This is a genomic window from Agathobaculum desmolans ATCC 43058 (assembly GCF_000701665.1).
Classification (GTDB): domain Bacteria; phylum Bacillota; class Clostridia; order Oscillospirales; family Butyricicoccaceae; genus Agathobaculum; species Agathobaculum desmolans.
In genome coordinates, this window is record NZ_JNJN01000041.1 from 1 (window position 1) to 21,163 (window position 21,163).

Sequence of the window (21,163 nt, forward strand, 5' to 3'; positions counted from 1 at the left end):
AACACTTTCTTCTGCCAGCTGTAATAGGTCTTTGGGGTGGTTCCGTTTTCACTGCACCACCGTTTTACTGACATTCCGCTGCTTCTGCACTCTGCTACTTTCTGACTCCATTCCAGCAGCCGCTGTCGCTGGCCTAATGTCTGTATGGTTAATTCCTTGCTCATCTGTGTGCCTCCTGAACCCTCTTGCTCACCCGCACTGCCGGTAACTTTCGGTGACTGTTACGCCTTGTGCTAAAAACTCACCGAGACTCACTGTGAGTCTCGGTGAGTTCCTCTCATATTCTGGCACACTCTGCGTCCACTTTCAATTCGCCGTCCTATTTGACGCTTACGCTCATTTACAGTCTAACCGCACGTACAGCAATTCAAACAAAAAAATTCAGCGTGAACCTGCCGAGGCAGATTCACGCTGAACGATTGATCGCTTATGCGGCTGCGGTATCTTCCTTACCAGGAAGCCTTGCGCACGCCCGGGATCTGGCCCTTGTAAGCCAGCTCGCGGAAGCAGATACGGCAGATGCCGAAATCACGCAGATAAGCGTGCGGGCGGCCGCAGATCTTGCAGCGGTTGTAAGCACGGGTAGAGAACTTCGGCTTAGCCTGCTGCTTGAGGATCATCGACTTCTTAGCCATTTATATTCTCCTCCCTTACTTCGCAAACGGAGCGCCCATCAGGGTGAGCAGCTCTTTCGCTTCTTCGTCGGTGTTGGCAGTGGTGCAGATGACGATATCCATACCACGAACCTTGTCGATCTGATCGTAGGCGATTTCCGGGAAGATCAGCTGTTCCTTCAGGCCGAGGGCATAGTTGCCGCGGCCGTCGAACGCGTCGCCGTTGATGCCGCGGAAGTCGCGGACACGGGGAAGCGCTACGTTGAACAGACGGTCCAGGAACTCCCACATACGGTCGCGGCGCAGGGTAACCTTAACGCCGACCGGCATGCCCTCGCGGAGCTTGAAGTTCGCAACCGACTTGCGGGCCTGGGTTACAACGGGCTTCTGGCCGGTGATCGCAGTGATGTCGCGGACGACAGACTCGATAACCTTGGAATTGCCGTTGGCTTCCTTGCCGCAGCCTACGTTGATAACGATCTTATCGATCGTCGGGATCTGCATCGTGCTCTTGTACTGGAACTTCTTCATCAGAGCAGGCGCAACATCCGCAGTGTACTTGGCTTTCATATTCGGAACCATTTATTGCTTGCCTCCTCTTCTTAAAGTGTTTCGCCGCAGTGCTTGCACACCGTCAGCTTAGCGCCGTTCTCAGCAAACTTGTGTGCCGGACGGGTCGGCTTGTCGCACTTCGGGCATACGCGCATAACCTTGCAGGCACGCAGCGCACCCTCGCGCTCGATGATGCCGCCGGTTTCACCCTGACGGCGGGGCTTGGTGTGGCACTTGATCATGTTCACACCTTCGATAACGACCATACCCTTCTTCGGGTTTACGGACAGAACCTTGCCGCGCTTGCCCTTTTCCTTACCGGAAAGAACGACTGCGGTGTCGCCCGTCTTTACATGCAAATTGTTCATTTGTTGGCGACCTCCTTACAGTACTTCCGGAGCCAGGGACAGGATCTTCATAAAATCCTTGTCGCGGAGCTCACGAGCGACAGGCCCAAAGATACGGGTGCCGCGGGGGTTCTTATCGTCACGGATGATAACGCCGGCGTTCTCGTCAAAGCGGATGTAGCTGCCATCCGCGCGGCGCAGGCCCTTTACGGTGCGGACGATGACAGCCTTAACCACGTCGCCCTTCTTTACGCCGCCGCCCGGGGTGCACTTGCGCACCGAGCAAACAACTACGTCACCGATGTTGCCGTACTTACGTGCGGAGCCGCCGAGAACACGGATGACCTTCAGTTCCTTTGCGCCGCTGTTGTCAGCTGCACGCAGAAAAGATTCCTGCTGTACCATGTGCTCTCCTCCTTACTTTGCCTTCTCGATAACTTCGACCAGTCTCCAGCGCTTATCCTTGGAAAGCGGACGGGTCTCCATTACCTTTACCTTGTCGCCGATGCGGCACTCGTTGTTCTCGTCGTGCGCCTTCAGCTTATAGGTGTGCGGAATAACCTTCTTATACAGAGGATGCGCAACGCGATCCTCAATAGCTACGACAATGGTCTTGTCCATCTTGTCGGAAACGACCTTGCCGACTCGCGTTTTGCGTAATGCTCTTTCGCTCAATTCGTTTCCCTCCCTTACGCCTTATCCGCGAGCTGCTTCTCGCGGATCACGGTGTTGACACGCGCAATGTCACGCTTGACCTCAGTGATCTTGTTGGTGTTGTCGAGCTGGTTGGTAGCGAGCTGAAGACGGAGGTTGAAGAGGTCCTTCTTCAGGTCGCCAAGCTTTGCGGCGAGCTCCTCGGCCGTCAGTTCTCTGATCTCAGATGCCTTCATCATGCTTCACCGCCAATCTTGGTCTCACGGGCAACGAACTTGGTCTTGCAGGGCAGCTTGTGGCTGGCAAGACGAAGAGCCTCGCGGGCGACTTCCTCAGAAACGCCGGCGATCTCAAACAGTACACGGCCGGGCTTAACGACCGCTACCCAGTACTCGGGCGAGCCCTTACCGGAACCCATTCGGGTCTCGGCCGGCTTCTCGGTTACCGGCTTGTCGGGGAAAATCTTGATCCAAACCTGACCGCCACGCTTGGTGTAACGGGTCATGGCGATACGGGCAGCCTCGATCTGGTTCGAGGTGATCCAGCAGGGCTCGGTAGCCTGCAGGCCGAATTCGCCGTTGGATACGAAGTTGCCGCGCATGGCCTTGCCCTTGAGGCGGCCACGATGCACGCGACGGTATTTAACTCTCTTGGGGAGCAGCATTAGCGGTTGCCTCCTTCCTGACGGGGTGCACGGCGCTCGCCGTTGCGGTCATAGCCACGACGGCCGCCACGACGGTCATCACGGCCACCGCGACGCTCGCGGCGCTCAAAAGCGGGCTTGGGAGCCTCGATCGAACGGCCCAGACGCGGACCGCCGTGGAGGACCTCACCCTTGTAGATCCATACCTTTACGCCGATGCGGCCATAGGTGGTCGCGGCCTCGGCAAAGCCGTAGTCGATATCCGCACGCAGGGTCTGCAGCGGAATGGTGCCCTCATGATAATGCTCGGTGCGGGCGATTTCCGCGCCGCCCAGACGGCCGCCGCAGGAAACCTTGATGCCCTTGGCGCCCATGCGCATCGCACGGCCCATGGACTGCTTCATAGCACGGCGGAACGCAATGCGCTTCTCCAGCTGCGCCGCGATATTCTCGGCAACCAGCGTTGCATTGGTATCCGGGTTCTTGATCTCGATGATCGAGCAGCGAACCTTCTTGCCGTACTTGCGGGTCAGCTCTTCTTCGAGCTTCTTGATATCCTCGCCGCCGCGGCCGACAACCATGCCGGGACGCGCGCACTGGATCATGACCTTGATCTCGTCGTTCTTACGCTCGATCTCGATCGCCGGAACGCCTGCATCAAACAGACGCTTCTTCAGTTCCTTACGGATGTTGTAGTCTTCCACGAGGAGGTCGCCGAAGGCATTATCCTTAGCGAACCAACGGGAATCCCAATTCTTGATAACGCCGACACGGAGACCGTTCGGATTTACTTTCTGGCCCATTGATTACCCTCCCTTATTCTCTCTCGCCAAGAACCAGCGTGATGTGCGAGGTTCTCTTGAGGATTCTGAATGCACGGCCCTGTGCACGCGGCATAACGCGCTTCATTACCGGGCCGGGACCGACGTGTACTTCCTTAACGAACAGCTTGTCGGTATCCATGTGATGGTTGTTCTCCGCATTTGCAACTGCGCTCTTGAGGAGCTTCTCCATCGGCTCGCAGGCCGCCTTGGGGGTATTCATGATAATGGCCATCGCTTCGCCCGCATCCTTGCCGCGGATCAGATCGCAGATCAGCTTGATCTTACGCGGGGTCATGCGCACGTTGCGTACAATAGCTCTTGCTTCCATGTTTCCTTAACTCCTCCTTACTTGCCGTTATTGGAGGTCTTGCTGCCCGCGTGACCCTTGTAGGTACGGGTGGGAGCAAACTCGCCCAGCTTGTGACCAACCATATCCTCGGTAACATATACCGGAACATGCTTGCGGCCGTCATGCACCGCGAAGGTGTGGCCGACGAACTCCGGGAAGATCGTGGAAGCGCGGGACCAGGTCTTGAGGACCTTCTTCTCGCCCTTTTCGTTCATCTCGATGACTCTTTTGATAAGCTCAGGAGCCACAAAAGGGCCCTTTTTGACACTTCTGCCCATATTACGTTAACTCCTTTCTCACTTACCGTTACGACGGCGCACGATCTGCTTATCCGTGCGGTGGTTCTTCTTACGGGTCTTGTAACCCATCGCCGGCTTGCCCCACGGGGTAACCGGGGAGGGACGGCCGATCGGGCTCTTGCCTTCGCCGCCGCCGTGCGGGTGATCGCACGGGTTCATAACAGAACCGCGGACGGTCGGACGGATGCCCATATGACGGGTACGGCCGGCCTTACCGATCTGTACGTTCGCGTGGTCGGAGTTACCGACAACACCGATCGTAGCCTTGCACTCGAGACGAACGTAACGCAGCTCGCCGGAGGGCAGACGTACCATCGCCTTGCCGTTCTCCTTCGCCATGAGCTGTGCGCCCACGCCGGCGGAACGAACCAGCTGTGCGCCCTTGCCGGGGTACAGCTCGATGTTGTGGATCATGGTACCAACCGGGATATTCGCCATCGGCAGGCAGTTGCCGGGCTTGATATCCGCAGCGGCAGAGGAAACGACCTTATCGCCGATCTTCAGGCCTTCCGGCGCGAGGATGTAGGCCTTTACGCCGTCCTCGTACTGAACCAGCGCGATGTTTGCAGAGCGGTTCGGGTCGTACTCGAGCGTCATAACGGTTGCCGGCATATCCAGCTTCTGACGCTTAAAATCAATGATACGGTACTTCTTCTTGGTACCGCCGCCGATGTGGCGCACGGTGATGCGGCCGTAGCTGTTGCGGCCAGCGGTCTTCTTGACCTTTTCGAGAAGGCTCTTCTCGGGCTTCACCTTAGACAGGCCCTTGTAGGACAGCACAGTCATATTTCTGCGCGAGGGCGTCGTCGGGTTGAAAGTCTTGATAGCCATTTGGATTTTCAACTCCTTGATTCGTTATTATCGGGGTGTCTCCCCATACGAGCACGAACAGCGCAGCGCCTTCGTGCTATCAGATCGCCCCGCAGGGGCGTCTGTAAAAACCGGACTTTGCCTGATTTTTACACCACTGCTTCGGGACACGTGTCCCGAACCTCCCTCGCCGTGCGAGGGGGAGGGGGATATCGAAAAAAGTTTCCTCAGGAACTTTTTTCGTATCTAAGGGGGACTGATCCCCCTTAGAAGGGCGCCAGCCCTTTACATCATGTTCTCAAAAAGCTCAATGCCCTTGGAGTCCGGGGTCAGGGTGACGACCGCCTTCTTGATGTCGGGGCGCTTGCCGACGTGGACGCCCATGCGCTTCCACTTGCCCGGCAGCTTGATGGTGTTGACCTTCTGGACCTTAACGCCGAAGATCTCTTCCACAGCCTTCTTGATCTCGATCTTGCCGGCATCGGCAGCGACCTCGAAGGTGTACTTGTTGTTCTGGGTACCCATCATGGAACGCTCGGTGATGATCGGCTTCTTGATAATATCGTAAGCGAACTTCATTATGCGTACACCTCCTGCAGCTTCTCTACCGCCGCCTTGTCAATGATGAACTTGTCGGCGTTGAGGATGTCGTAAACATTGAGGGTAGACGCGATCGTCGTACGCACGCCCGGGATGTTGGCCGCGGACTTGACAACGTTCGTGCGAACCTCGGGGGTAACGACCAGGCTCTTGCCGGTCGCTTCCACAGCCTTGAGGAAACCGACAAAGGACTTTGTCTTGATCTCGCCCATGTCCAGACCGTCGATCACGATGATCTCGCCGGCAGCCGCCTTTGCAGACAGTGCGGAGAGCATCGCCAGACGGCGGGTCTTCTTGGTCAGGCTGTAGTTATAGGAGCGGGGCTTGGGACCGAGGGCAATACCGCCGTGGGTCCACTGCGGCGCACGGATCGAACCCTGACGGGCACGGCCGGTGCCCTTCTGGCGCCACGGCTTGATGCCGCCGCCGCGCACCTCTGCGCGGGTCAGCGTGGACTGGGTGCCCTGACGCCGGTTGGCCAGATAATTCTTAACCGCCGCGTGTACAACGCTCATGTTGGGCTCGATGCCGAATACGGCCTCGTTCAGCTCCATTTCGCCGGTCTTCTTGCCGGTCATATCAAAAACTGCTACTGTAGGCATTCGTTGCTCCTCCTTCCCTTACTTTCTCGCGGAAGCCTTCTGCGGGTTCTTGCTTATGCCAGCCTCACCCTTGGCAACCTTGTTGTTCTTGACGGTGTTCTTCAATACAACGATACCGCCCTTGGGGCCCGGGATCGCACCGCAAACAGCGATGAGGTTGAGCTCCGCATCAACCTTGACAACGTCGAGGTTCTGAACGGTGACCTGCTCCGCGCCCATGTGGCCGGGCATCATTTTGCCCTTCATGATCTTGGAGGGGTCAGAGCACGCGCCCATAGAACCCTGATGACGGTGCATCGGGCCGGCGCCGTGGCTCATCGGGGAACGGCCCGCGTTGAAGCGCTTGATAACGCCCGCGTAGCCCTTGCCCTTAGAAGTGCCGGTCACGTCAACGTAATCACCGGCAACAAACATGTCCGCCTTGATCACATCGCCGAGCTGGAAAGTGGAGCAGTCGTCGAAACGGAACTCCTTCAGGTACTTCTTCAGAGAATCGCCCGCCTTCTTCAGGTGGCCCATCTCCGGCTTGGTGAGCTTGCGCTCCTTAATGTCCTCAAAGCCGAGCTGAACTGCGTTGTAACCGTCCTTCTCCTCGGTCTTGAGCTGGGTAACGACACAGGGACCCGCTTCGATAACGGTGCAGGGGATCACCTTGCCGTCAGCATTGAAGATCTGGGTCATACCGACCTTCTTGCCGATGATTGCTTTCTGCAGCATAGTGTTTTTCCTCCTTAAAGGTTATTGGTTGACGGCCTTTAGCCGCCAACATGACCTCGCCGCGCGTGTCGCGGCAGGGCTTCAAGCAGCCGGTTGGGTTAATCCGGCAGCCTGTTGACAAATGGAAAATGGAGAACGGAGAATGTATCCCGCGAAGCCGCAGCTTCGCGCTTCAATCCCCCGCAAAAAGTCAGGACATGCGCCTGACTTTTGCCCGTAGGCCGCTATCATTATTCTGCCGCCATGCGGCATTTTAATGAGCATACACCCCGACTCAGCGCCCTTGGGTCGCGTCATTTGGGTATCGAAACCAATTTTCTCCGGAACTTGGTTTCGTAGTATAGGGGCTTTTTGAAAGTCTCTATATGAGCGCAGCGCTCAAAGCTTCACTTCGAACTCGACGCCGGCTGGCAGATCAAGGGTGGTCAGCGCTTCGATGGTGGCCTGATTCGGGTTGATGATGTCGATCAGGCGCTTGTGGGTGCGGCGCTCAAACTGCTCGCGGGCATCCTTGTACTTGTGTACCGCACGCAGGATGGTAACGATCTGCTTCTCGGTCGGCAGCGGGATCGGACCGGAAACCTTCGCGCCGTTGCGCTTAGCGGTTTCGATGATCTTCTCAGCGCTCTGGTCGATCAGCTCGTGGTCGTACGCCTTCAGGCGAATACGGATCTTCTGTGCGTTTGCCATTTTGGATTTTCCTCCTCGTATGTGTGCCATACATTAAATAATGTTTTGACTCGCTACGGAGAGAAACTGCAACCCCGCCGTGTGTATCACGCACGGGCATGAAAATAACCGGGCACACTGATAGTGTAACGATCCGGTCACAATAAAGAAACGTAAGTGGTTCAGGCCATCGGCTTTGCGGCGCACGCGCCGCAAGTCCCGAATTTACGCAGGAACATTGCGTTTTTGCCTTAGGGCATACTTCCCCTTTGGCTGATAGCAGTTATCTCAACCGCCCGATTGTCGGACCTACTCCGCCGAAGTTACCTGTCGCTCGGACAGCAATCTCCGGCATCATCGCGTTTTTCCTGCTTTCCGCAGGTGCTTCTATAGATTACTACAAGCGTTTCCCAAAGTCAAGCATTTACACAAATTTTCTGTAATTTTTTTGTGTAAGGCTTCCAAAGCCCTGCTGCGCTAAAAAGGCGCATAAAAAACAGCGGTCAGACCGCTGTTTTTTATGCAGTTTATGCACTGACGACCGCCAGAAGCCAAGAGGCTGCCTTGGCGTCCATCGTCAGCCCGACGCCCTCATACGCGGAAAGCGTATAACCCGCTTCCTCCACAATCCGGAACGTATCCTGCAGGGCAGTCATCGTGTTATCCAGCAGGAACCACGACACCCCGTCTGCTTCCGCCACCAGCTTGCCGCCGACGTCCGGAACACCGGCGCCGCCCTGCGCCACATAGCAATGCGCTACCACAGTGCTGTGCAGCAGAGCCGGAGCCGTTACGGTCACAGCGCTTTCGACTGCAGCCGGCTGCGGCGCCATTTTGTCCTGTCCAGTCGCTTTCTCCCCGTACAATGACGGTTCTGCAGCCTCCGGTTCCTCTGTCGGTTCGGCAGGCATCTGTCCGCCCGAAGCCTCCGGCTGCGGCGCAGCGATCCTCGGCTCCGGATCTGCCGGAGCTGCCGCCTTGTCCTGCGGCACGGCATCCGCCTGCCCGGCCGCCGTACCGCCGCCCGCATCCAGACCGGCATCTTCTGCGGCCTGCTGTACATCCTGCACGACCGCGCCGCCGCCCACCGCAGCTTCCGATCCGCCCGCCGCCGTGCTGACCGCACTGTCTGCCGCGCTGCCGCCAACCGTGCTGAGCATCGGCATCAGGCCGCCGCCCAGCACCACCAATACCACCACGGCCGCCGCCGCAACCATGGTAAAAACCGGCATCCGGCGCGCAGGCTTCTCCGGCCGTACCACTTTCAGCTTTTGCTCCTGCTCCAAACGCTTCATGATATCCGTATGCAGCTCCGCAGGGATCTCCTCATCTGCGGCAAACCACAGCTGCATCTGCTCCAGATCCTGTTTCAGCGCGGCGCACGACGGACATTCAGCCAAATGTGCTTCCAGTTTTTCTTTTTCGGAAGCTGTCAGCGTGCCGTCCAAACTGTTTGAACACAGCTGCTCATAATATTCCTCTTCATTCATGCGTCCCCGCCTCCTTTCGTATCTTTAGACGGATCCGCTTCAAAAAGGTTCCCTCTTTCGAGCAAAATTCTGCGCAGCGCCACGCGCGCCCGCGCCAGCCGGGATTTGACCGTGCCCTCACTGATCTCGAGCACTTCGGCGATCTCGGTATAGCTCATGCCGGACACATCGCGCAGCAGCACGATACGGCGGTGTTCTTCGCTCACTGCGTCCAGCGCCGCCGCCAACTCACGCCCCAGCTCGCTGTTGTCCAAATGCTCCTCCGGTGTAGGGGCGGTATCCGGGATCGGACGCTCCGCATCCTCCTCCCCGATCACCAGCGGCTGGCACTGCGGCTGCGACTGCTTATGCCGGGCGTGATCCACACACATATTCATGGTGATGCGGAACAGCCAGGTGGAAAAGCCGCTGTCCCCGCGGAAGGTCTCGATCGAACGCCATGCGCGCAGGAAAACCTCCTGCGTGATATCAGCCGCATCCTCCGGAGATCCGGACGAGCGCAGCGCAACCGCATACACCCGTTTTTCGTATTTACGTACCAGCTCCTCGAAGGCGGACAGTTCGCCGCGGCGCGCCTTGACCAGCATATGTTTATCGTCCACGTTTCCCGTCCTCCCCTCTGTGATGCATACCGTGTATCAGCCGTCCTGCACGGTTTGTTTGAGTTCTTCGGCCAGATGGTACAGCTCCTCCAGCCGTTCCAGTGCGCATATCCTTGTCTTAAATGCCTTCAGCCCGCTTTGCCGTTTGAGATAGCAGTTGACATGACGGCGCGCCTCCAGCATGGCAACGCGCTCACCCTTATATGCCGCCGCCAGCTCGATCTGCCGCACTGCTGTATCGATCCGCTCGGCAAACGGCGGCAGCGGCGGGCATACGCCGGTTGCCAGCAACGCGTTGGCTCGTTCAAAAATCCACGGATCCCCGAGCGCACCGCGGCCGATCATCACCATATCCGCCCCTGTCGCGTCAAGGATGCGAAGCACATCCTCCGGTTCCGCCACATCCCCGTTGGCCGCCACCGGGATCGATACCGCCTGTTTGACCGCCCGGATTGCCTCCCAATCCGCCGCACCGCTGTACTGCTGTGCGCGGGTGCGTCCGTGTACGGCGAGCGCCGCCGCACCGGCCTGCTCCGCCATGCGGGCAAACTCCACATAGTTCTGGCTTTGTTCATCCCACCCCTTGCGGAATTTGACCGTGACGGGCACATTCACCGCGCACGCAACTGCCTCAATCACCCGCGCCGCCAGCGCGGGATCGCGCATCAGCGCCGATCCGTCTCCGTTGCCCGCGATTTTGGGCGCAGGGCACCCCATATTGATATCTATCATATCGCATCCGGACACCGCGCGGGCAATGCGCGCCCCCTCTGCCATGGTTTCCGGCTCATGACCGAAAATCTGCGCCGCAGCAGGATGTTCCCCTTCCCCCAATGCAAGCAGCGCGGGGGTTTTTTTGTCCTGATAACACAGCGCCTTGGTGGAGACCATTTCAGTCACCGTAAGCGCGGCGCCATGCTCCCGGCAGACCTGCCGGAACGCACGGTCAGTCACGCCGGCCATCGGTGCAAGCACCAGCCGCCCGGCAAGCGATACCGAACCGATCTGCATAACTGTCCTCCACTACGCATAATTTAACGCAGTATATTCTATCATATGCCCCCACAAATTGCAACTTGCAATGTAGTGACAAACAGCATCCTGCCTATATCCTCCCCGCCCCCCGGCTTGGCGCAAGCGCCGCAGCAGCATCCGCCAAGCAGCCTGACAGACAAAAGCCCTCGCGCCGCAGCGCGCAGCAAACAGGGCATTGCGGCAAGCCGCAATGCCCTGTGAGACTGTCCAACCGTATTTTCTGCGCAGGATACCGCGCTATGTCAGCATTGCCAGAATCTTTTCACTGAAAAAGTAACCGAACGAGATCAGCGCCGTATTCCACACAGCAATGCCGAGCGCCGACCAGCCGACAAACCACTTGATCGGCATACGGATCAGCCCCGCCGGAATGGATACGATCGTGCGCAGCACCGGCACAATACGGCAGATGGCCAGCCCGCGCCCGTGCTGCGCATCAATATAGGCATGGCTGCGCCGCACAAAGGCGCGGAATTTCTCGCTTTTGCCGAACACCTTTTCCATCAGCGGCTCACCACCCCAGTAGCACAGGGCATAAATCACCAGACTGCCGAGCAGACCGAATACCACACTCAGCACAATCGTCAGCCCGAGCGACAGCTCGCTGCGCGAGATCAGCACGCCCACACAAGGCATGATTACCCCCGCAGGAAAACCCGGCAGGTTCATATACTCACAGAAAATCACCACACAGACCAAAATCAGTCCGTATTGGTGAAACAGATCAAAAAACTGGTCGGCTGTCATGCGCCTTTCCACCTCGATAACGTCAGTATGGCAGCGCTGTCATCCCATAGACGCAGTGCTGCCGTAATTTCAGTATACCAACCCTATCCGGACAAAACAAGCGCACCGGACGGTAATTTTCAATCTGTTTACAATCAGCCGTTCAGCAGAGCAGCCACACCGCAGCCCATACCCCGGCAGACAGCAGTGCTCCTGCTGCAAAAGCTGCCGCCAGCTGCCGGGCAGTAAACCGGCGCCGGTACGGCACAGTTCGTACTGCCAGATAACGGTCTGCGATGCGGCATGCCTCCCGCACAATGTCACTGCGCGCCGCAGTCTGGTCCCGCACCAGAAAAATTGCCTGCTCAAACAGACCGTTTCCCTCCGGCTGCACCACAACCACGCGGCGGCTCACCCCTTTTACCATGCTTTGCTCCCTCCCTTATTGCACCAGTATACACCAAAGGAAGGGCTTTCAAACCCGCGGGCTACCGTTTTTCAATGCGCATGACCAGTGCAGTGCGGTCATCATCGTGGCCGCGCCCCTGCGCCTCGGTCACAAGCTGCATCGCCAGCTCCTTCGGACTGTCCGAGGCATGCGCGAGCAGCAGCTCCCGCACCCAGCCGTCCTCCACCCCGTCCGAGATCCCGTCCGACAGCATGATATACAGGTCACCGTGCCCGAAGCGCAGCGGCACCGGCTCGGGCGTGCCGTCCTCCTCCGCCAGCCCGATCGGCAGCGCCTTGCCGGACAGAACCGACCACTGTCCGCCTATCCGCAGATAAGATGGCGCTGCCCCGCATTTGACGCTTTCCGCCCGCCCGGTGAATAAATCGAGTGTAAACGCGTCCAACGTAGTAAAGCGCGTCCCGTCCGAACGCAGGCGCAGGGCAGGCGATACCGCCGCCAGCGCGTCTGTCACCGTGATGCCCGCACGCAGGAAGCGCTCGAGCGAGGAGACCAGCATGCGGCTGTCCTGCGAGGCCGCCGTCCCTGATCCCATGCCGTCCGCCAGCAGCAGGCAGGCCGCTCCCGCGTCAGTCAAAAAGTAGCAGCCGGTATCCCCGGAAACCGCCGCCCCCTCCTTCTGCTGCCGCCCAATGCCCACCACCGCGCGGAACGGCGCGCGCTCCCGCATTTCCACATGCGGCCCCCATTCATCCTCCGCGCGGCGCGGCGCGGTCAGCCCCACGCCCAGCAGGGCGGACAGGCCGGCAGAAAACCCTTCGCCCTGCTGTAGGATATCGTCGATCCCCTCGCCGTACAGCTCCACAGCCAGCCTTCCCTGCGCGTCCCGCACCGCGCACACGCGGTCGATCCAGCCGAACGCCGCCGCATAACGGCGGATCTGCCGCTCCATCAGCGGCTGCGCTGTCACATCCTGCGTGACCTCCGCACCGAGCTGGCGCAGGATGTCCGTGATGCCCGCATACTGCCGCGCCAGCAGGCTGGTGTTTTCCTCCTGCTGCCGCCGCATGCTCTGCCGCTCGCGCAGCGCAAACAGCGCACTGTTGATTGCCCGCATCAGCTCAGGCAGATGCACACAGCGCGAAGCGAAGTGATAAGGGAAATCGCTCAGCTCCGCCCGCCCCCGTTTGAGCATGGGCTGGGTCACATCGTTGAGCGCAGCCAGTGTCGTCACATAATCCCGCTGCCAGCACTGGGAGCACAACACGCAGTTTTTGCACACCCGGTCGCTGGCACGGTCAAACACCGCACGGACATTATGATCCCCCGCCGCGCGACCCTCCTGCACGCCGTTCAGCATCGCCAGATACATCTCATAAAATGCCTGCGCCGCTTCCGAAGCGCACTCCCCTGCCCGCTGCCGCACCGTGCGGCGCACGCCTTCCCCCATCAGGGTATCGGGCAGCAGCGTCTGCCGCAGGGCATTCCACACAAAGGGCGGCAGCGCAGCAAATGCAGCAACTGCACAAACCAGCTCAAGCATCAGTGGAACAAACAGCGTGTGCTCCACCCCCAGCAGGGCAGCGCACGCACCGGCTGCCAGCGCACAGACAGCAAACCACAGCCGCCCTCCGTCCCGGAACATCCCCGCTACCAGAGCGCACAGGCCGTAGCAGCAGGTAAACAGCGCCCCGCTGCCGATGCACAGATCCATCGCCGCGCCAAACGCCACACCCGCCGCTGCACCGGCCGCCGATCCGCCCAGATACGCTGCCGCCAGCACAAGCAGCAGTGCCGCCACGCGCGCCGGTGCAAACAGCCCGGCGATCCGCAGATCGGACAGCGCCAGCAGCACGGTTGCGGCGAGCGCCAGCAGCGTTACCGGCCGCCGCCAGTCACTTTCTTCCCGCGGCGGGGAGAGCGCCGCGCCATATACCCGGCAGGCGGCAAAGGTCAGCCCCTGCACCGCCGCAAAGGTAAGCACCGCTGCCGCATCCAGCGCCGGCCCCACCGGCAGGAACACAAACGTGCATACCGTACCCGCAAGCGTTGCCACCGTAGGCGCAAACCAACGCGCCTGCACGATCTCCAGCCCCGCGCACACGCTCATCACGCACAGCACGAGCAGGGCGGCGGCCGCATACACCCCGCCGCGCATCCCGTCCCCGAGCAGCATCACCCCGCACACCATGCCGCCAACGGCAGACAGCCCCGCGCCATGCGCCATCTGCGCGGCTGCCATCGCCAAACCGAAAGGGGCATAGCCGCCCAGCACCGTGCCGCGTGCCAGCACCGCACACAGCACAAACCGCTGCGCTCCGGTGATCAGGATACGCAGGTATTCTTCATTCCACAATCGCGCCAGCCATGCCGCCGCAGCACCGACCGCCTGCGGCGCGGCGCGTTTCGCCTTTTGCTTGTCCATGTTTGTTATGCCTCCTTGTGTTTCCCAGTATATCCCAAACGAAATGCAGGCTTTGCCGGAAAATAACAGGGGGAATAGCATTTTTGTGTTTTTCATCCACAGCGGTGTGGGAAAATCCACGCAGATCACAGAAGGCATAATAAAACCGGGGGGAATGTTCCCCCCGGCAAGACTATCCAAAAATATGTTATCCGGAAATATCAGCAATACGCGCGGCAGTGCGTATGAAACCACAGGTCTGCAAGCGTCATCCGTTCCCCTTCACCTTATCCCAATAGGCGCGGGCGGCCTGCTCGGTTTTATTCGGACCGAACTCGTAATAGACCGCACCGGCGAGCGCGTCAGGCAGATAGCGCTGCTCGACCCAATGGCTCGGATAGTCATGCGGAAAACGGTACGTCAGCCCGCGCCCCAGCTTGGCTGCACCGCCGTAGTGCGCATCCTTTAAGTGCGCAGGAATATCGCCTGTTCTGCCTGCGCGCACATCGGCGAGCGCCGCATCAATGCCCCGGATCGCACTGTTGGACTTGGGCGCGGTCGCCATCAGAATGACCGCCTCCGCGAGCGGGATGCGCGCCTCGGGCAGACCGAGCTGAAACGCGCTGTCCACACACGCCTTGACGATTGCCGCGCACTGCGGATACGCCAGCCCGACATCCTCCGACGCGATGACCAGCATGCGCCGCGCCGCCGAAATCATATCCCCTGCTTCAAGCAGGCGCGCAAGATAGTGCAGCGCGGCGTCCGGGTCCGAACCACGGATGGACTTTTGCAGGGCGGACAGAATATCGTAATGGCTGTCGCCGTCGCGGTCATAGCGCATGTTGGAGCGCTGCGCGGCCTGCTGTGCATCCACAAGCGTCACGCCGTCCTCCCCTGCGCCCAGCACGAGCAGCTCGACCGCGCCGAGCGCCTTGCGCACATCCCCGCCGACCGCCTGCGCAATATAAGCCGCAGCGCCGTCCTCGACCGGCGTGCCCTTATCCCCAATGGCAAGCGCAAACGCCCGCTCGACCGCACGCTGCATATCGGCGGCCTCGATGGGCTTGAACTCAAACACCGTGCTGCGGCTGAGAATCGCATTGTACACATAAAAAAACGGATTCTCAGTCGTGGAGGCGATCAGCGTCATTTTGCCGGTTTCGATAAACTCCAACAGGCTCTGCTGCTGCTTTTTATTGAAATACTGGATCTCATCCAGATACACCAGCGCGCCGTTGGGCGCAAGGAAGGTATCCAGCTCGTCAATGATCGCCTTGATATCCGCGATGCCCGCGGTGGTGGCGTTGAGATGGTACAGCCTGCGGTCGGTCTGCTTTGCGATGATGGACGCGACCGTGGTCTTGCCCACACCGGACGGGCCGTAAAAAATCATATTCGGAATGGTGCCCGACTCGATCACGCGGCGCAGCAGGCCGTTTTTGCCCAGCAGGTGCCGCTGGCCGACCACATCGTCCAGCGTTTTCGGACGGATTTTATCTGCTAAGGGTTGGTACATGATATTCTCCTTGTCTAAAATCAGGCGGCGGCAACAAGCGCGGCGAAAACAGCCCAGCCGAACACGCTCGCCATGTAGAGCAGCGCAAGCACAAAAGCGGCGTTTTTTTCCGCCTTGCTGCCCGTTCCGCGGAACAGCCGCACAATCACAATACCGGCGAGCAGGGCGCACAACACCAGCCAGAGCGCTGGCAGTCCGTACATCCACGATACCGCCTCATAATACGGCCGCATGACCGGACCGATGTCACCGAATGTCATCACCCGCACCCACAGCGCGAACAACATCCACAGGGATACCACATAGCCAAGTACATATCCTGCCTTTTTCATATAGATCCCCTGCCTCTCATATATATGTCCATTATAGCACGCCGTGCTGCCGAACTCAAACAAGGCTTGACTTTCTCACTTTACTATGATAAACTATCCGCAGATAGAAAATCGCAAAGGAGAGTTTCCCCAATGGACAAGCCCTTTCTCAAAAAGCTCCGCCGCATCGCCCCCTATGTGCCGGGCGAACAGCCGCAGCGCGGCGATATCCTCAAGTTAAACGCCAACGAAAACCCCTACCCGCCCGCGCCGGGCGTGCAGCAGACGCTGCGCAGCTTCGATGCTTGCTCGCTCGCCCTCTATCCGGACGCGAACGGCAAGGCGCTCAAAACCGCGCTGGCCGGCCGGTTTGGTATCAAGCCCACGCAGGTGTTCCTCGGCAACGGGTCGGACGATGTGCTCGCGCTTGCCTTCCAGTCGTTCTTCTGCTCGGATCAGCCCATTCTTTATCCGGATATCACCTATTCGTTCTATCCGGTCTGGTGCGACCTATTCCGCATCCCGTACGAGACTGTGCCGCTGGATGAGAACTTCTGTGTGAACATCCGCGACTATGACAAGCCGAACGGCGGCGTCATCCTGCCCAACCCCAACGCCCCGACCGGACGCGCCCTGCTGCTTGATGCGCTGGAGGCGCTTTTGCAGCATAACGCCGACTGCGTCGTGATCATCGACGAAGCCTATGTGGATTTCGGTGCGCAGAGTGCCGTGCCGCTCATCGAAAAATATGAAAACCTGCTCGTTGTGCAGACGATGAGCAAATCGCGCTCGCTGGCCGGACTGCGCATCGGCTATGCGCTCGGCTCGGAAACGCTGATCGCCACGCTCGAAGCGGTCAAAAACTCCTACAACTCTTATACACTGGATGCCGTCGCACTGGCCGCAGGCGCGGCTTCCGTGGCGGACGAGGCGTATTTTCAGCAGACCTGCCGCAAGGTCGTCACCACGCGCGAGCGCACCGCGGACGCGCTGCGGGCGCTGGGCTTTCTCGTTCTCCCCTCGCTGACCAATTTCCTGTTTGTCACCCATCCGCAGCGGGACGCTGCCGGGCTGTTTGCCACGCTGCGCGACCGAGGTATTTTTATCCGCTATTTCAAGCTGCCGCGCATCGACAATTACCTGCGCATCACGGTCGGCACAGACGCACAGATGGATCGGCTGCTCGCTGCCCTGCGGGATATCCTTTCCTAACCGCCAAACACAGCATCATCAAAAAGCAAAGGGTTCGCTGCAAAACAGCTTGCAGCGAACCCTTTTTACTCCATTTCGGCTTACAGGAAAATATACTTGAGGACGAACAGCACCGCCAGCACATACATCAGCGGCGTCACCTTCTTGCCCTTGCCTGCTACCAGATTGAGCAGCACATAGGAGATCACGCCCAGCGAGATGCCCTCGGAGATGCTGTAAAACAGCGGCATGGCAAGCAGCGCCAGATACGCCGGGATCGCCTCGGTCAGGTTGTCCAGATCAAAGCGGATCTCAGTGACCGTGCCGACCATCAGGAAGCCGACCATGATCAGCGCCGGTGCCGTTGCAAACGACGGGATCGCCGTGAAGATCGGCGCAAACAGCGTGGAAACAAGGAACAGGCCGGCGGTAACCAGCGCGGTCAGGCCGGTGCGGCCGCCAACGGCAACACCCGAAGCCGACTCGACAAAGGTGGTCGTGGTCGAAGTGCCGAGGATCGCGCCCGCCGAAGTAGCGATCGCATCCGACATCAGCGCCGGCTTGATGCGCGGCAGTTTGCCGTCCTTATCCAGCATATTGGCCTTGGTCGCCACGCCGATCAGCGTGCCCAGCGTATCAAAAATGTCAACAAACAGGAAGGACAGGATCACAACGATGAAGTTCACAATACCCACCGCATTGAAATCCACGTTAAAGCACTGGCCAAAGGTCAGACCGAGCTTGGAGAAATCGGTCATGCCGAACGCCGGGAACAGCGTGTAGAAGCCTGCCTCCGGATCGGGCACATACAGGCCCACAGCCTGACAGCCCATGCCGATGATCCACGTCAGCAGAATGCCGAACAGGATCGCGCCCTTCACCTTGTGGATGTAAAGCGCCGCAGTGATGAACAGGCCGATGAGCGCCAGCAGCGCGCAGATGCCATGGGTGTTGAAATTCTCGGTAAAGCTGGTAATTGTAACGAGCGTTGCCGAATCCACCGCCAGACCCGCGTTCTGCAGGCCGATAAATGCGATGAACAGGCCGATACCAACCGATACGCCGCGTTTGAGCGTCAGCGGAATCGCATTGAAGATCGCCTCACGCACATTGGTCAGCGAAAGCACGACAAAAATCAAGCCCTCGATAAACACGGCGAACAGCGCGACCTGCCACGGGTAGCCGTATACGCCGCAGACCGTGTACGCCATAAAGGCGTTCAGACCCATACCGGCGGAAAGCGCAAACGGCAGGTTTGCCATAAACGCCATGCACACCGTGCCAAGGAAGGATGCCAGCGCGGTTGCCAGCAGCACCGCGGTCGGGTCCATGCCGGTCGATCCCAGAATGGACGGATTGACCGCCAGAATATATGCCATGGTCATAAAGGTTGTAATACCCGCCATGACTTCGGTTTTTACTGTGGTGTTGTTTTGCGATAGTTTGAATGCGCGTTCAAACATCGTTTCAGCCTCCTTTTTTCTTCTGCATTTCTCTTTTGCCGCTTACTTTCCCTCGTAGGAGACGATCGCGGATACCGGGCAACAGCCCGGCACACGGTCACGCCCGTGCAGCCCCTTCAGCTCCAGCAGGCATACGATCTTGACGACCTCTGCCCCTAAACCGGTCAGCAGCTTGGCTGCGGCTTCGAGTGTGCCGCCGGTCGCAATCAGGTCATCGACCAGCACCACGCGCATACCGGGCTTGATATCATCCCGGTGCACCTCGATCGTAGCAGAGCCGTATTCCAAATCGTATGACATGCCTACGGTTTCACGCGGCAGCTTGCCCTTTTTGCGGATCGGAATAAAGCCCTTGTGCAGTTTGTAAGCAATCGGCATCCCAAACAGGAATCCGCGGGATTCCAGCCCGGCGATCACGTCGAACTCCACATCGTCCATCTGCGCTGCCATTTCATCAACTGCAAGCTGCAGGCCGACCGGATCGCTGATGACCGTTGTGATGTCCCGAAAGATGATGCCCGGCTCCGGAAAATCCGGAATGCTGGTGATGTACTTTTCCACCTTGCTCATGCGTCCTTTTCCCCCTTCTACACGGACAGTTGCCCGGTTACTATGCGGCATCTGCACCGAACGCGATGCCGCGGGCAGACCCATAGACTATTGTAACAAATTTACCGCACTTGGCAAGAGTGAAATCAGATAAAAACCGAAAACCTTACCGCATTTCTGTCAAAATATCAAATCACTGCCGCTTCTGTCGGTTTTCCGCCCACCGTGCCGATCCCGGTTTGTATTTCCGCACCGCATCTGCTATAATGGCAGCAGAACGCAAAAAGGAGATGACGACCATGAAGCGAGAACCGCTTACCGGACGCGGTGCGGCCGGTGTACTGCTTTCCGCCTTTCTCGCGGGCGGGCTGATCGCACTGGGCGGAACCGTGTTCCTGTCGCTCGAAAACCGGGTACTCGGCGCGTCGTTTTTCAGCATCGGTCTGTTTTTTATTGTTTCTATGCAGCTTTGGCTGTACACCGGTAAAATCGGTTATCTGTGCCGGAACCGCGGCAGCTATGCGGTGCAGCTGGGCTGCACGCTGGCCGGCAATTTCGCCGGTACAGGCTGCGTTGCACTGCTGCTGCGGCAGACACGCTGCGCCCCCGCCCTGATCGAGCGGGCATCCGCGCTCTGCCTGACCAAGTTATCCGATACGCTGCCCAGTCTGTTCCTGCTTGCCGTGTGCTGCGGCGCACTGATGTATCTGGGCGTCAACGGCTACGGCACATTTGTACATCCGCTCGGCAAATACGGCGCGGTATTTCTGGCAGTCACCGTGTTTATCCTGTCCGGCTTTGAGCATTGCGTGGCCAATATGTTTTATTATTCGCTTGCCGGTGTATGGGGCGCCGCCCGCGCGTGGAGCACCATGGCCGTCACCATTTTGGGCAACTCGGTCGGTTCTATCCTGATGGCAGAGGGTTACCGGCTGTCCCAGCGGCTGCTGACCGAACCGCAATGAGTAAAATACAAAAAAGTCAGGCATATGTCCTGACTTTTTATTTTGCAAGTAAAAATCTTGCATGCTTTTCCGATTCATTCTTAATATGTGCTTCCATGCACCGCAGAAAAAGCTGATAGCATAGGCGGGCTGTCCTATTGGAGGACAGCCCGCTTTGGTTATTCTGCTTCCGTTGATTCTGCGGAATCTACAGATGTGTAGAAGGTCAGTTCATTGAAGGCGGACTGGCATTCGCCCTTCTTTTCGGAAATTGCGTTGGAATAGGTCATCTTGGAGTAGCCGCTGGGATAAGTAGAGATCAGGCTGTAATAATCGTTGACAGCCAGATAATAGTTTTTTGCCGCATCATAAAAATCACCGGTGCCTTCTGTGCCAAGCAGCGTTTTGGCATCGTCCATAACATCTTTGGCGTAGCTGCGGAAATCATGGACGCTTTGGGCGCTGTCTTTGAGCAAACCGCTATTTAACCCTTCGTATGCGCTTTCATCAAAATAACAGTTCATGACGCTCCCTGTTGTCGTCCAGTTCTCCAACAGAAGTGATGCGGCAGAATCGATCGCTATCTCAGCCAGATAGAGGTTACCGGCTGCGTTTTTTAGATCTTCGTCTGTGGGGGAACCGCCGCCGTTTCCCTGTCCGCATGCACACAGGGAAAACGCTATGATGCCCGACAATAACAGTGATAAAACTTTTTTTCATCTTTTTCGCCCTTTCTGTGTTTTGATTCGGGATTACTGACTAAATTATACCACAACCCTACTTTGAGGTTAACTGACCTCAAGAATAAAATGAGCCCTTGCTATCATGGAAAACAGTAGG

At 58.4% G+C, this 21,163-nt stretch carries 29 protein-coding genes; 2 read left to right on the plus strand and 27 right to left on the minus strand.

Going from position 1 to position 21,163, the window contains the following annotated elements; translation table 11 throughout:
* The 24 genes from tnpA to T363_RS16285 form a co-directional block, all read right to left on the minus strand.
* Nucleotides 1–164 (minus strand): IS66 family insertion sequence element accessory protein TnpA (gene tnpA, locus T363_RS16820; RefSeq protein ID WP_407919070.1); only part of this gene is annotated, 164 nt, incomplete at its 3' end.
* A 285-nt stretch (nucleotides 165–449) separates the two neighbouring features.
* Nucleotides 450–635, minus strand: a complete 186-nt coding sequence (locus T363_RS0110475; RefSeq protein ID WP_031475639.1) for a type Z 30S ribosomal protein S14 — start codon at nucleotides 633–635, stop codon at nucleotides 450–452.
* 15 nt (nucleotides 636–650) lie between these two features.
* Nucleotides 651–1,196, minus strand: coding sequence for a 50S ribosomal protein L5 (rplE, locus tag T363_RS0110480; RefSeq protein WP_031475641.1), 546 nt, complete (start codon nucleotides 1,194–1,196; stop codon nucleotides 651–653).
* Between the two features lie 20 nt (nucleotides 1,197–1,216).
* On the minus strand, nucleotides 1,217–1,534 hold the full coding sequence (gene rplX, locus T363_RS0110485) for a 50S ribosomal protein L24 (protein ID WP_031475643.1): 318 nt from the start codon (nucleotides 1,532–1,534) through the stop codon (nucleotides 1,217–1,219).
* Between the two features lie 15 nt (nucleotides 1,535–1,549).
* Nucleotides 1,550–1,918 (minus strand): 50S ribosomal protein L14, encoded by a 369-nt coding sequence (gene rplN / locus T363_RS0110490; protein WP_031475645.1) that lies wholly within the window; start codon nucleotides 1,916–1,918, stop codon nucleotides 1,550–1,552.
* A 12-nt stretch (nucleotides 1,919–1,930) separates the two neighbouring features.
* Nucleotides 1,931–2,188, minus strand: a complete 258-nt coding sequence (gene rpsQ, locus T363_RS0110495; RefSeq protein ID WP_031475647.1) for a 30S ribosomal protein S17 — start codon at nucleotides 2,186–2,188, stop codon at nucleotides 1,931–1,933.
* Nucleotides 2,189–2,202: 14 nt separating this feature from the next.
* Nucleotides 2,203–2,403 carry a 50S ribosomal protein L29 gene (rpmC, locus tag T363_RS0110500; RefSeq protein WP_031475649.1) on the minus strand — a complete coding sequence of 67 codons (201 nt, stop codon included), beginning with the start codon at nucleotides 2,401–2,403 and terminating at the stop codon, nucleotides 2,203–2,205.
* Nucleotides 2,403–2,831 carry a 50S ribosomal protein L16 gene (gene rplP, locus T363_RS0110505; protein ID WP_031475651.1) on the minus strand — a complete coding sequence of 143 codons (429 nt, stop codon included), beginning with the start codon at nucleotides 2,829–2,831 and terminating at the stop codon, nucleotides 2,403–2,405. Before rplP ends, rpmC begins: the two co-directional genes overlap by 1 nt.
* Nucleotides 2,831–3,613 (minus strand): 30S ribosomal protein S3, encoded by a 783-nt coding sequence (gene rpsC, locus T363_RS0110510; RefSeq protein ID WP_031475653.1) that lies wholly within the window; start codon nucleotides 3,611–3,613, stop codon nucleotides 2,831–2,833. The genes rplP and rpsC overlap by 1 nt, the downstream gene beginning before the upstream one ends.
* Before the next feature lie 13 nt (nucleotides 3,614–3,626).
* Nucleotides 3,627–3,962, minus strand: a complete 336-nt coding sequence (rplV, locus tag T363_RS0110515; RefSeq protein ID WP_031475655.1) for a 50S ribosomal protein L22 — start codon at nucleotides 3,960–3,962, stop codon at nucleotides 3,627–3,629.
* A gap of 17 nt (nucleotides 3,963–3,979) precedes the next feature.
* Nucleotides 3,980–4,261, minus strand: coding sequence for a 30S ribosomal protein S19 (gene rpsS, locus T363_RS0110520; RefSeq protein WP_031475657.1), 282 nt, complete (start codon nucleotides 4,259–4,261; stop codon nucleotides 3,980–3,982).
* Nucleotides 4,262–4,279: 18 nt separating this feature from the next.
* Nucleotides 4,280–5,113, minus strand: coding sequence for a 50S ribosomal protein L2 (gene rplB / locus T363_RS0110525; RefSeq protein WP_031475659.1), 834 nt, complete (start codon nucleotides 5,111–5,113; stop codon nucleotides 4,280–4,282).
* 264 nt (nucleotides 5,114–5,377) lie between these two features.
* On the minus strand, nucleotides 5,378–5,671 hold the full coding sequence (gene rplW, locus T363_RS0110530) for a 50S ribosomal protein L23 (RefSeq protein ID WP_031475661.1): 294 nt from the start codon (nucleotides 5,669–5,671) through the stop codon (nucleotides 5,378–5,380).
* Nucleotides 5,671–6,294, minus strand: a complete 624-nt coding sequence (gene rplD / locus T363_RS0110535) for a 50S ribosomal protein L4 (RefSeq protein ID WP_031475663.1) — start codon at nucleotides 6,292–6,294, stop codon at nucleotides 5,671–5,673. The genes rplW and rplD overlap by 1 nt, the downstream gene beginning before the upstream one ends.
* A gap of 18 nt (nucleotides 6,295–6,312) precedes the next feature.
* Nucleotides 6,313–7,008 carry a 50S ribosomal protein L3 gene (gene rplC, locus T363_RS0110540; RefSeq protein ID WP_031475665.1) on the minus strand — a complete coding sequence of 232 codons (696 nt, stop codon included), beginning with the start codon at nucleotides 7,006–7,008 and terminating at the stop codon, nucleotides 6,313–6,315.
* A 381-nt stretch (nucleotides 7,009–7,389) separates the two neighbouring features.
* On the minus strand, nucleotides 7,390–7,701 hold the full coding sequence (gene rpsJ, locus T363_RS0110545; RefSeq protein ID WP_031475667.1) for a 30S ribosomal protein S10: 312 nt from the start codon (nucleotides 7,699–7,701) through the stop codon (nucleotides 7,390–7,392).
* Between the two features lie 506 nt (nucleotides 7,702–8,207).
* Nucleotides 8,208–9,170: an anti-sigma factor family protein gene (locus T363_RS0110550; RefSeq protein ID WP_031475669.1), complete on the minus strand. Its 963-nt coding sequence runs from the start codon at nucleotides 9,168–9,170 to the stop codon at nucleotides 8,208–8,210.
* Nucleotides 9,167–9,772 (minus strand): RNA polymerase sigma factor, encoded by a 606-nt coding sequence (locus T363_RS0110555; RefSeq protein WP_242840261.1) that lies wholly within the window; start codon nucleotides 9,770–9,772, stop codon nucleotides 9,167–9,169. The genes T363_RS0110550 and T363_RS0110555 overlap by 4 nt, the downstream gene beginning before the upstream one ends.
* Before the next feature lie 36 nt (nucleotides 9,773–9,808).
* Nucleotides 9,809–10,783: a tRNA dihydrouridine synthase DusB gene (gene dusB, locus T363_RS0110560; RefSeq protein ID WP_031475673.1), complete on the minus strand. Its 975-nt coding sequence runs from the start codon at nucleotides 10,781–10,783 to the stop codon at nucleotides 9,809–9,811.
* Between the two features lie 261 nt (nucleotides 10,784–11,044).
* The gene (locus T363_RS0110565; RefSeq protein ID WP_031475675.1) at nucleotides 11,045–11,554 is read right to left on the minus strand and encodes a DedA family protein; all 510 of its coding nucleotides are present in this window, start codon (nucleotides 11,552–11,554) and stop codon (nucleotides 11,045–11,047) included.
* A 142-nt stretch (nucleotides 11,555–11,696) separates the two neighbouring features.
* Entirely contained in the window at nucleotides 11,697–11,960 is a 264-nt protein-coding gene (locus T363_RS14650) for a hypothetical protein (RefSeq protein WP_034972196.1), read from the minus strand.
* A gap of 61 nt (nucleotides 11,961–12,021) precedes the next feature.
* Nucleotides 12,022–14,367 carry a SpoIIE family protein phosphatase gene (locus T363_RS0110575; RefSeq protein WP_031475677.1) on the minus strand — a complete coding sequence of 782 codons (2,346 nt, stop codon included), beginning with the start codon at nucleotides 14,365–14,367 and terminating at the stop codon, nucleotides 12,022–12,024.
* Nucleotides 14,368–14,614: 247 nt separating this feature from the next.
* A complete protein-coding gene (locus T363_RS0110580) occupies nucleotides 14,615–15,865 on the minus strand; it encodes a replication-associated recombination protein A (protein ID WP_031475679.1) in 1,251 nt (416 codons plus the stop codon).
* 20 nt (nucleotides 15,866–15,885) lie between these two features.
* Nucleotides 15,886–16,197 carry a hypothetical protein gene (locus T363_RS16285; RefSeq protein ID WP_031475681.1) on the minus strand — a complete coding sequence of 104 codons (312 nt, stop codon included), beginning with the start codon at nucleotides 16,195–16,197 and terminating at the stop codon, nucleotides 15,886–15,888.
* A gap of 132 nt (nucleotides 16,198–16,329) precedes the next feature.
* On the opposite strand from T363_RS16285, the gene hisC reads away from it, so the two are divergent.
* Nucleotides 16,330–17,388 (plus strand): histidinol-phosphate transaminase, encoded by a 1,059-nt coding sequence (gene hisC / locus T363_RS0110590; RefSeq protein ID WP_031475683.1) that lies wholly within the window; start codon nucleotides 16,330–16,332, stop codon nucleotides 17,386–17,388.
* 80 nt (nucleotides 17,389–17,468) lie between these two features.
* On the opposite strand, the gene T363_RS0110595 is transcribed toward hisC, so the two are convergent.
* Complete coding sequence (locus T363_RS0110595) at nucleotides 17,469–18,830, minus strand: NCS2 family permease (protein WP_031475685.1); 1,362 nt, start codon at nucleotides 18,828–18,830, stop codon at nucleotides 17,469–17,471.
* Between the two features lie 42 nt (nucleotides 18,831–18,872).
* Complete coding sequence (locus T363_RS0110600) at nucleotides 18,873–19,400, minus strand: adenine phosphoribosyltransferase (protein ID WP_031475687.1); 528 nt, start codon at nucleotides 19,398–19,400, stop codon at nucleotides 18,873–18,875.
* A gap of 278 nt (nucleotides 19,401–19,678) precedes the next feature.
* Here T363_RS0110600 and T363_RS0110605 point away from each other — a divergent pair, with 278 nt between their 5' ends.
* Nucleotides 19,679–20,344, plus strand: coding sequence for a formate/nitrite transporter family protein (locus tag T363_RS0110605; RefSeq protein WP_051643227.1), 666 nt, complete (start codon nucleotides 19,679–19,681; stop codon nucleotides 20,342–20,344).
* Between the two features lie 158 nt (nucleotides 20,345–20,502).
* Here T363_RS0110605 and T363_RS0110610 read toward each other — a convergent pair whose 3' ends face one another.
* Nucleotides 20,503–20,847, minus strand: a complete 345-nt coding sequence (locus tag T363_RS0110610; protein ID WP_031475691.1) for a hypothetical protein — start codon at nucleotides 20,845–20,847, stop codon at nucleotides 20,503–20,505.
* Nucleotides 20,848–21,163 lie beyond the last annotated feature (316 nt).

Bases quoted from the DNA above. Each gene is read 5' to 3' on its own strand.
- T363_RS0110575 (WP_031475677.1), bottom strand. From the start codon at position 14,367: ATGGACAAGCAAAAGGCGAAACGCGCCGCGCCGCAGGCGGTCGGTGCT.
- rplX (WP_031475643.1), bottom strand. From the start codon at position 1,534: ATGAACAATTTGCATGTAAAGACGGGCGACACCGCAGTCGTTCTTTCC.
- T363_RS16285 (WP_031475681.1), bottom strand. From the start codon at position 16,197: ATGAAAAAGGCAGGATATGTACTTGGCTATGTGGTATCCCTGTGGATG.
- rplV (WP_031475655.1), bottom strand. From the start codon at position 3,962: ATGGAAGCAAGAGCTATTGTACGCAACGTGCGCATGACCCCGCGTAAG.
- T363_RS0110475 (WP_031475639.1), bottom strand. From the start codon at position 635: ATGGCTAAGAAGTCGATGATCCTCAAGCAGCAGGCTAAGCCGAAGTTC.
- T363_RS0110605 (WP_051643227.1), top strand. From the start codon at position 19,679: ATGAAGCGAGAACCGCTTACCGGACGCGGTGCGGCCGGTGTACTGCTT.
- rpsC (WP_031475653.1), bottom strand. From the start codon at position 3,613: ATGGGCCAGAAAGTAAATCCGAACGGTCTCCGTGTCGGCGTTATCAAG.
- hisC (WP_031475683.1), top strand. From the start codon at position 16,330: ATGGACAAGCCCTTTCTCAAAAAGCTCCGCCGCATCGCCCCCTATGTG.
- rpmC (WP_031475649.1), bottom strand. From the start codon at position 2,403: ATGAAGGCATCTGAGATCAGAGAACTGACGGCCGAGGAGCTCGCCGCA.
- rpsS (WP_031475657.1), bottom strand. From the start codon at position 4,261: ATGGGCAGAAGTGTCAAAAAGGGCCCTTTTGTGGCTCCTGAGCTTATC.
- rplN (WP_031475645.1), bottom strand. From the start codon at position 1,918: ATGGTACAGCAGGAATCTTTTCTGCGTGCAGCTGACAACAGCGGCGCA.
- T363_RS0110600 (WP_031475687.1), bottom strand. From the start codon at position 19,400: ATGAGCAAGGTGGAAAAGTACATCACCAGCATTCCGGATTTTCCGGAG.
- T363_RS0110565 (WP_031475675.1), bottom strand. From the start codon at position 11,554: ATGACAGCCGACCAGTTTTTTGATCTGTTTCACCAATACGGACTGATT.
- rplD (WP_031475663.1), bottom strand. From the start codon at position 6,294: ATGCCTACAGTAGCAGTTTTTGATATGACCGGCAAGAAGACCGGCGAA.
- rplE (WP_031475641.1), bottom strand. From the start codon at position 1,196: ATGGTTCCGAATATGAAAGCCAAGTACACTGCGGATGTTGCGCCTGCT.
- rplW (WP_031475661.1), bottom strand. From the start codon at position 5,671: ATGAAGTTCGCTTACGATATTATCAAGAAGCCGATCATCACCGAGCGT.
- rplP (WP_031475651.1), bottom strand. From the start codon at position 2,831: ATGCTGCTCCCCAAGAGAGTTAAATACCGTCGCGTGCATCGTGGCCGC.
- T363_RS0110580 (WP_031475679.1), bottom strand. From the start codon at position 15,865: ATGTACCAACCCTTAGCAGATAAAATCCGTCCGAAAACGCTGGACGAT.
- T363_RS0110550 (WP_031475669.1), bottom strand. From the start codon at position 9,170: ATGAATGAAGAGGAATATTATGAGCAGCTGTGTTCAAACAGTTTGGAC.
- T363_RS0110610 (WP_031475691.1), bottom strand. From the start codon at position 20,847: ATGAACTGTTATTTTGATGAAAGCGCATACGAAGGGTTAAATAGCGGT.
- T363_RS14650 (WP_034972196.1), bottom strand. From the start codon at position 11,960: ATGGTAAAAGGGGTGAGCCGCCGCGTGGTTGTGGTGCAGCCGGAGGGA.
- T363_RS0110595 (WP_031475685.1), bottom strand. From the start codon at position 18,830: ATGTTTGAACGCGCATTCAAACTATCGCAAAACAACACCACAGTAAAA.
- dusB (WP_031475673.1), bottom strand. From the start codon at position 10,783: ATGCAGATCGGTTCGGTATCGCTTGCCGGGCGGCTGGTGCTTGCACCG.
- rpsJ (WP_031475667.1), bottom strand. From the start codon at position 7,701: ATGGCAAACGCACAGAAGATCCGTATTCGCCTGAAGGCGTACGACCAC.
- rplB (WP_031475659.1), bottom strand. From the start codon at position 5,113: ATGGCTATCAAGACTTTCAACCCGACGACGCCCTCGCGCAGAAATATG.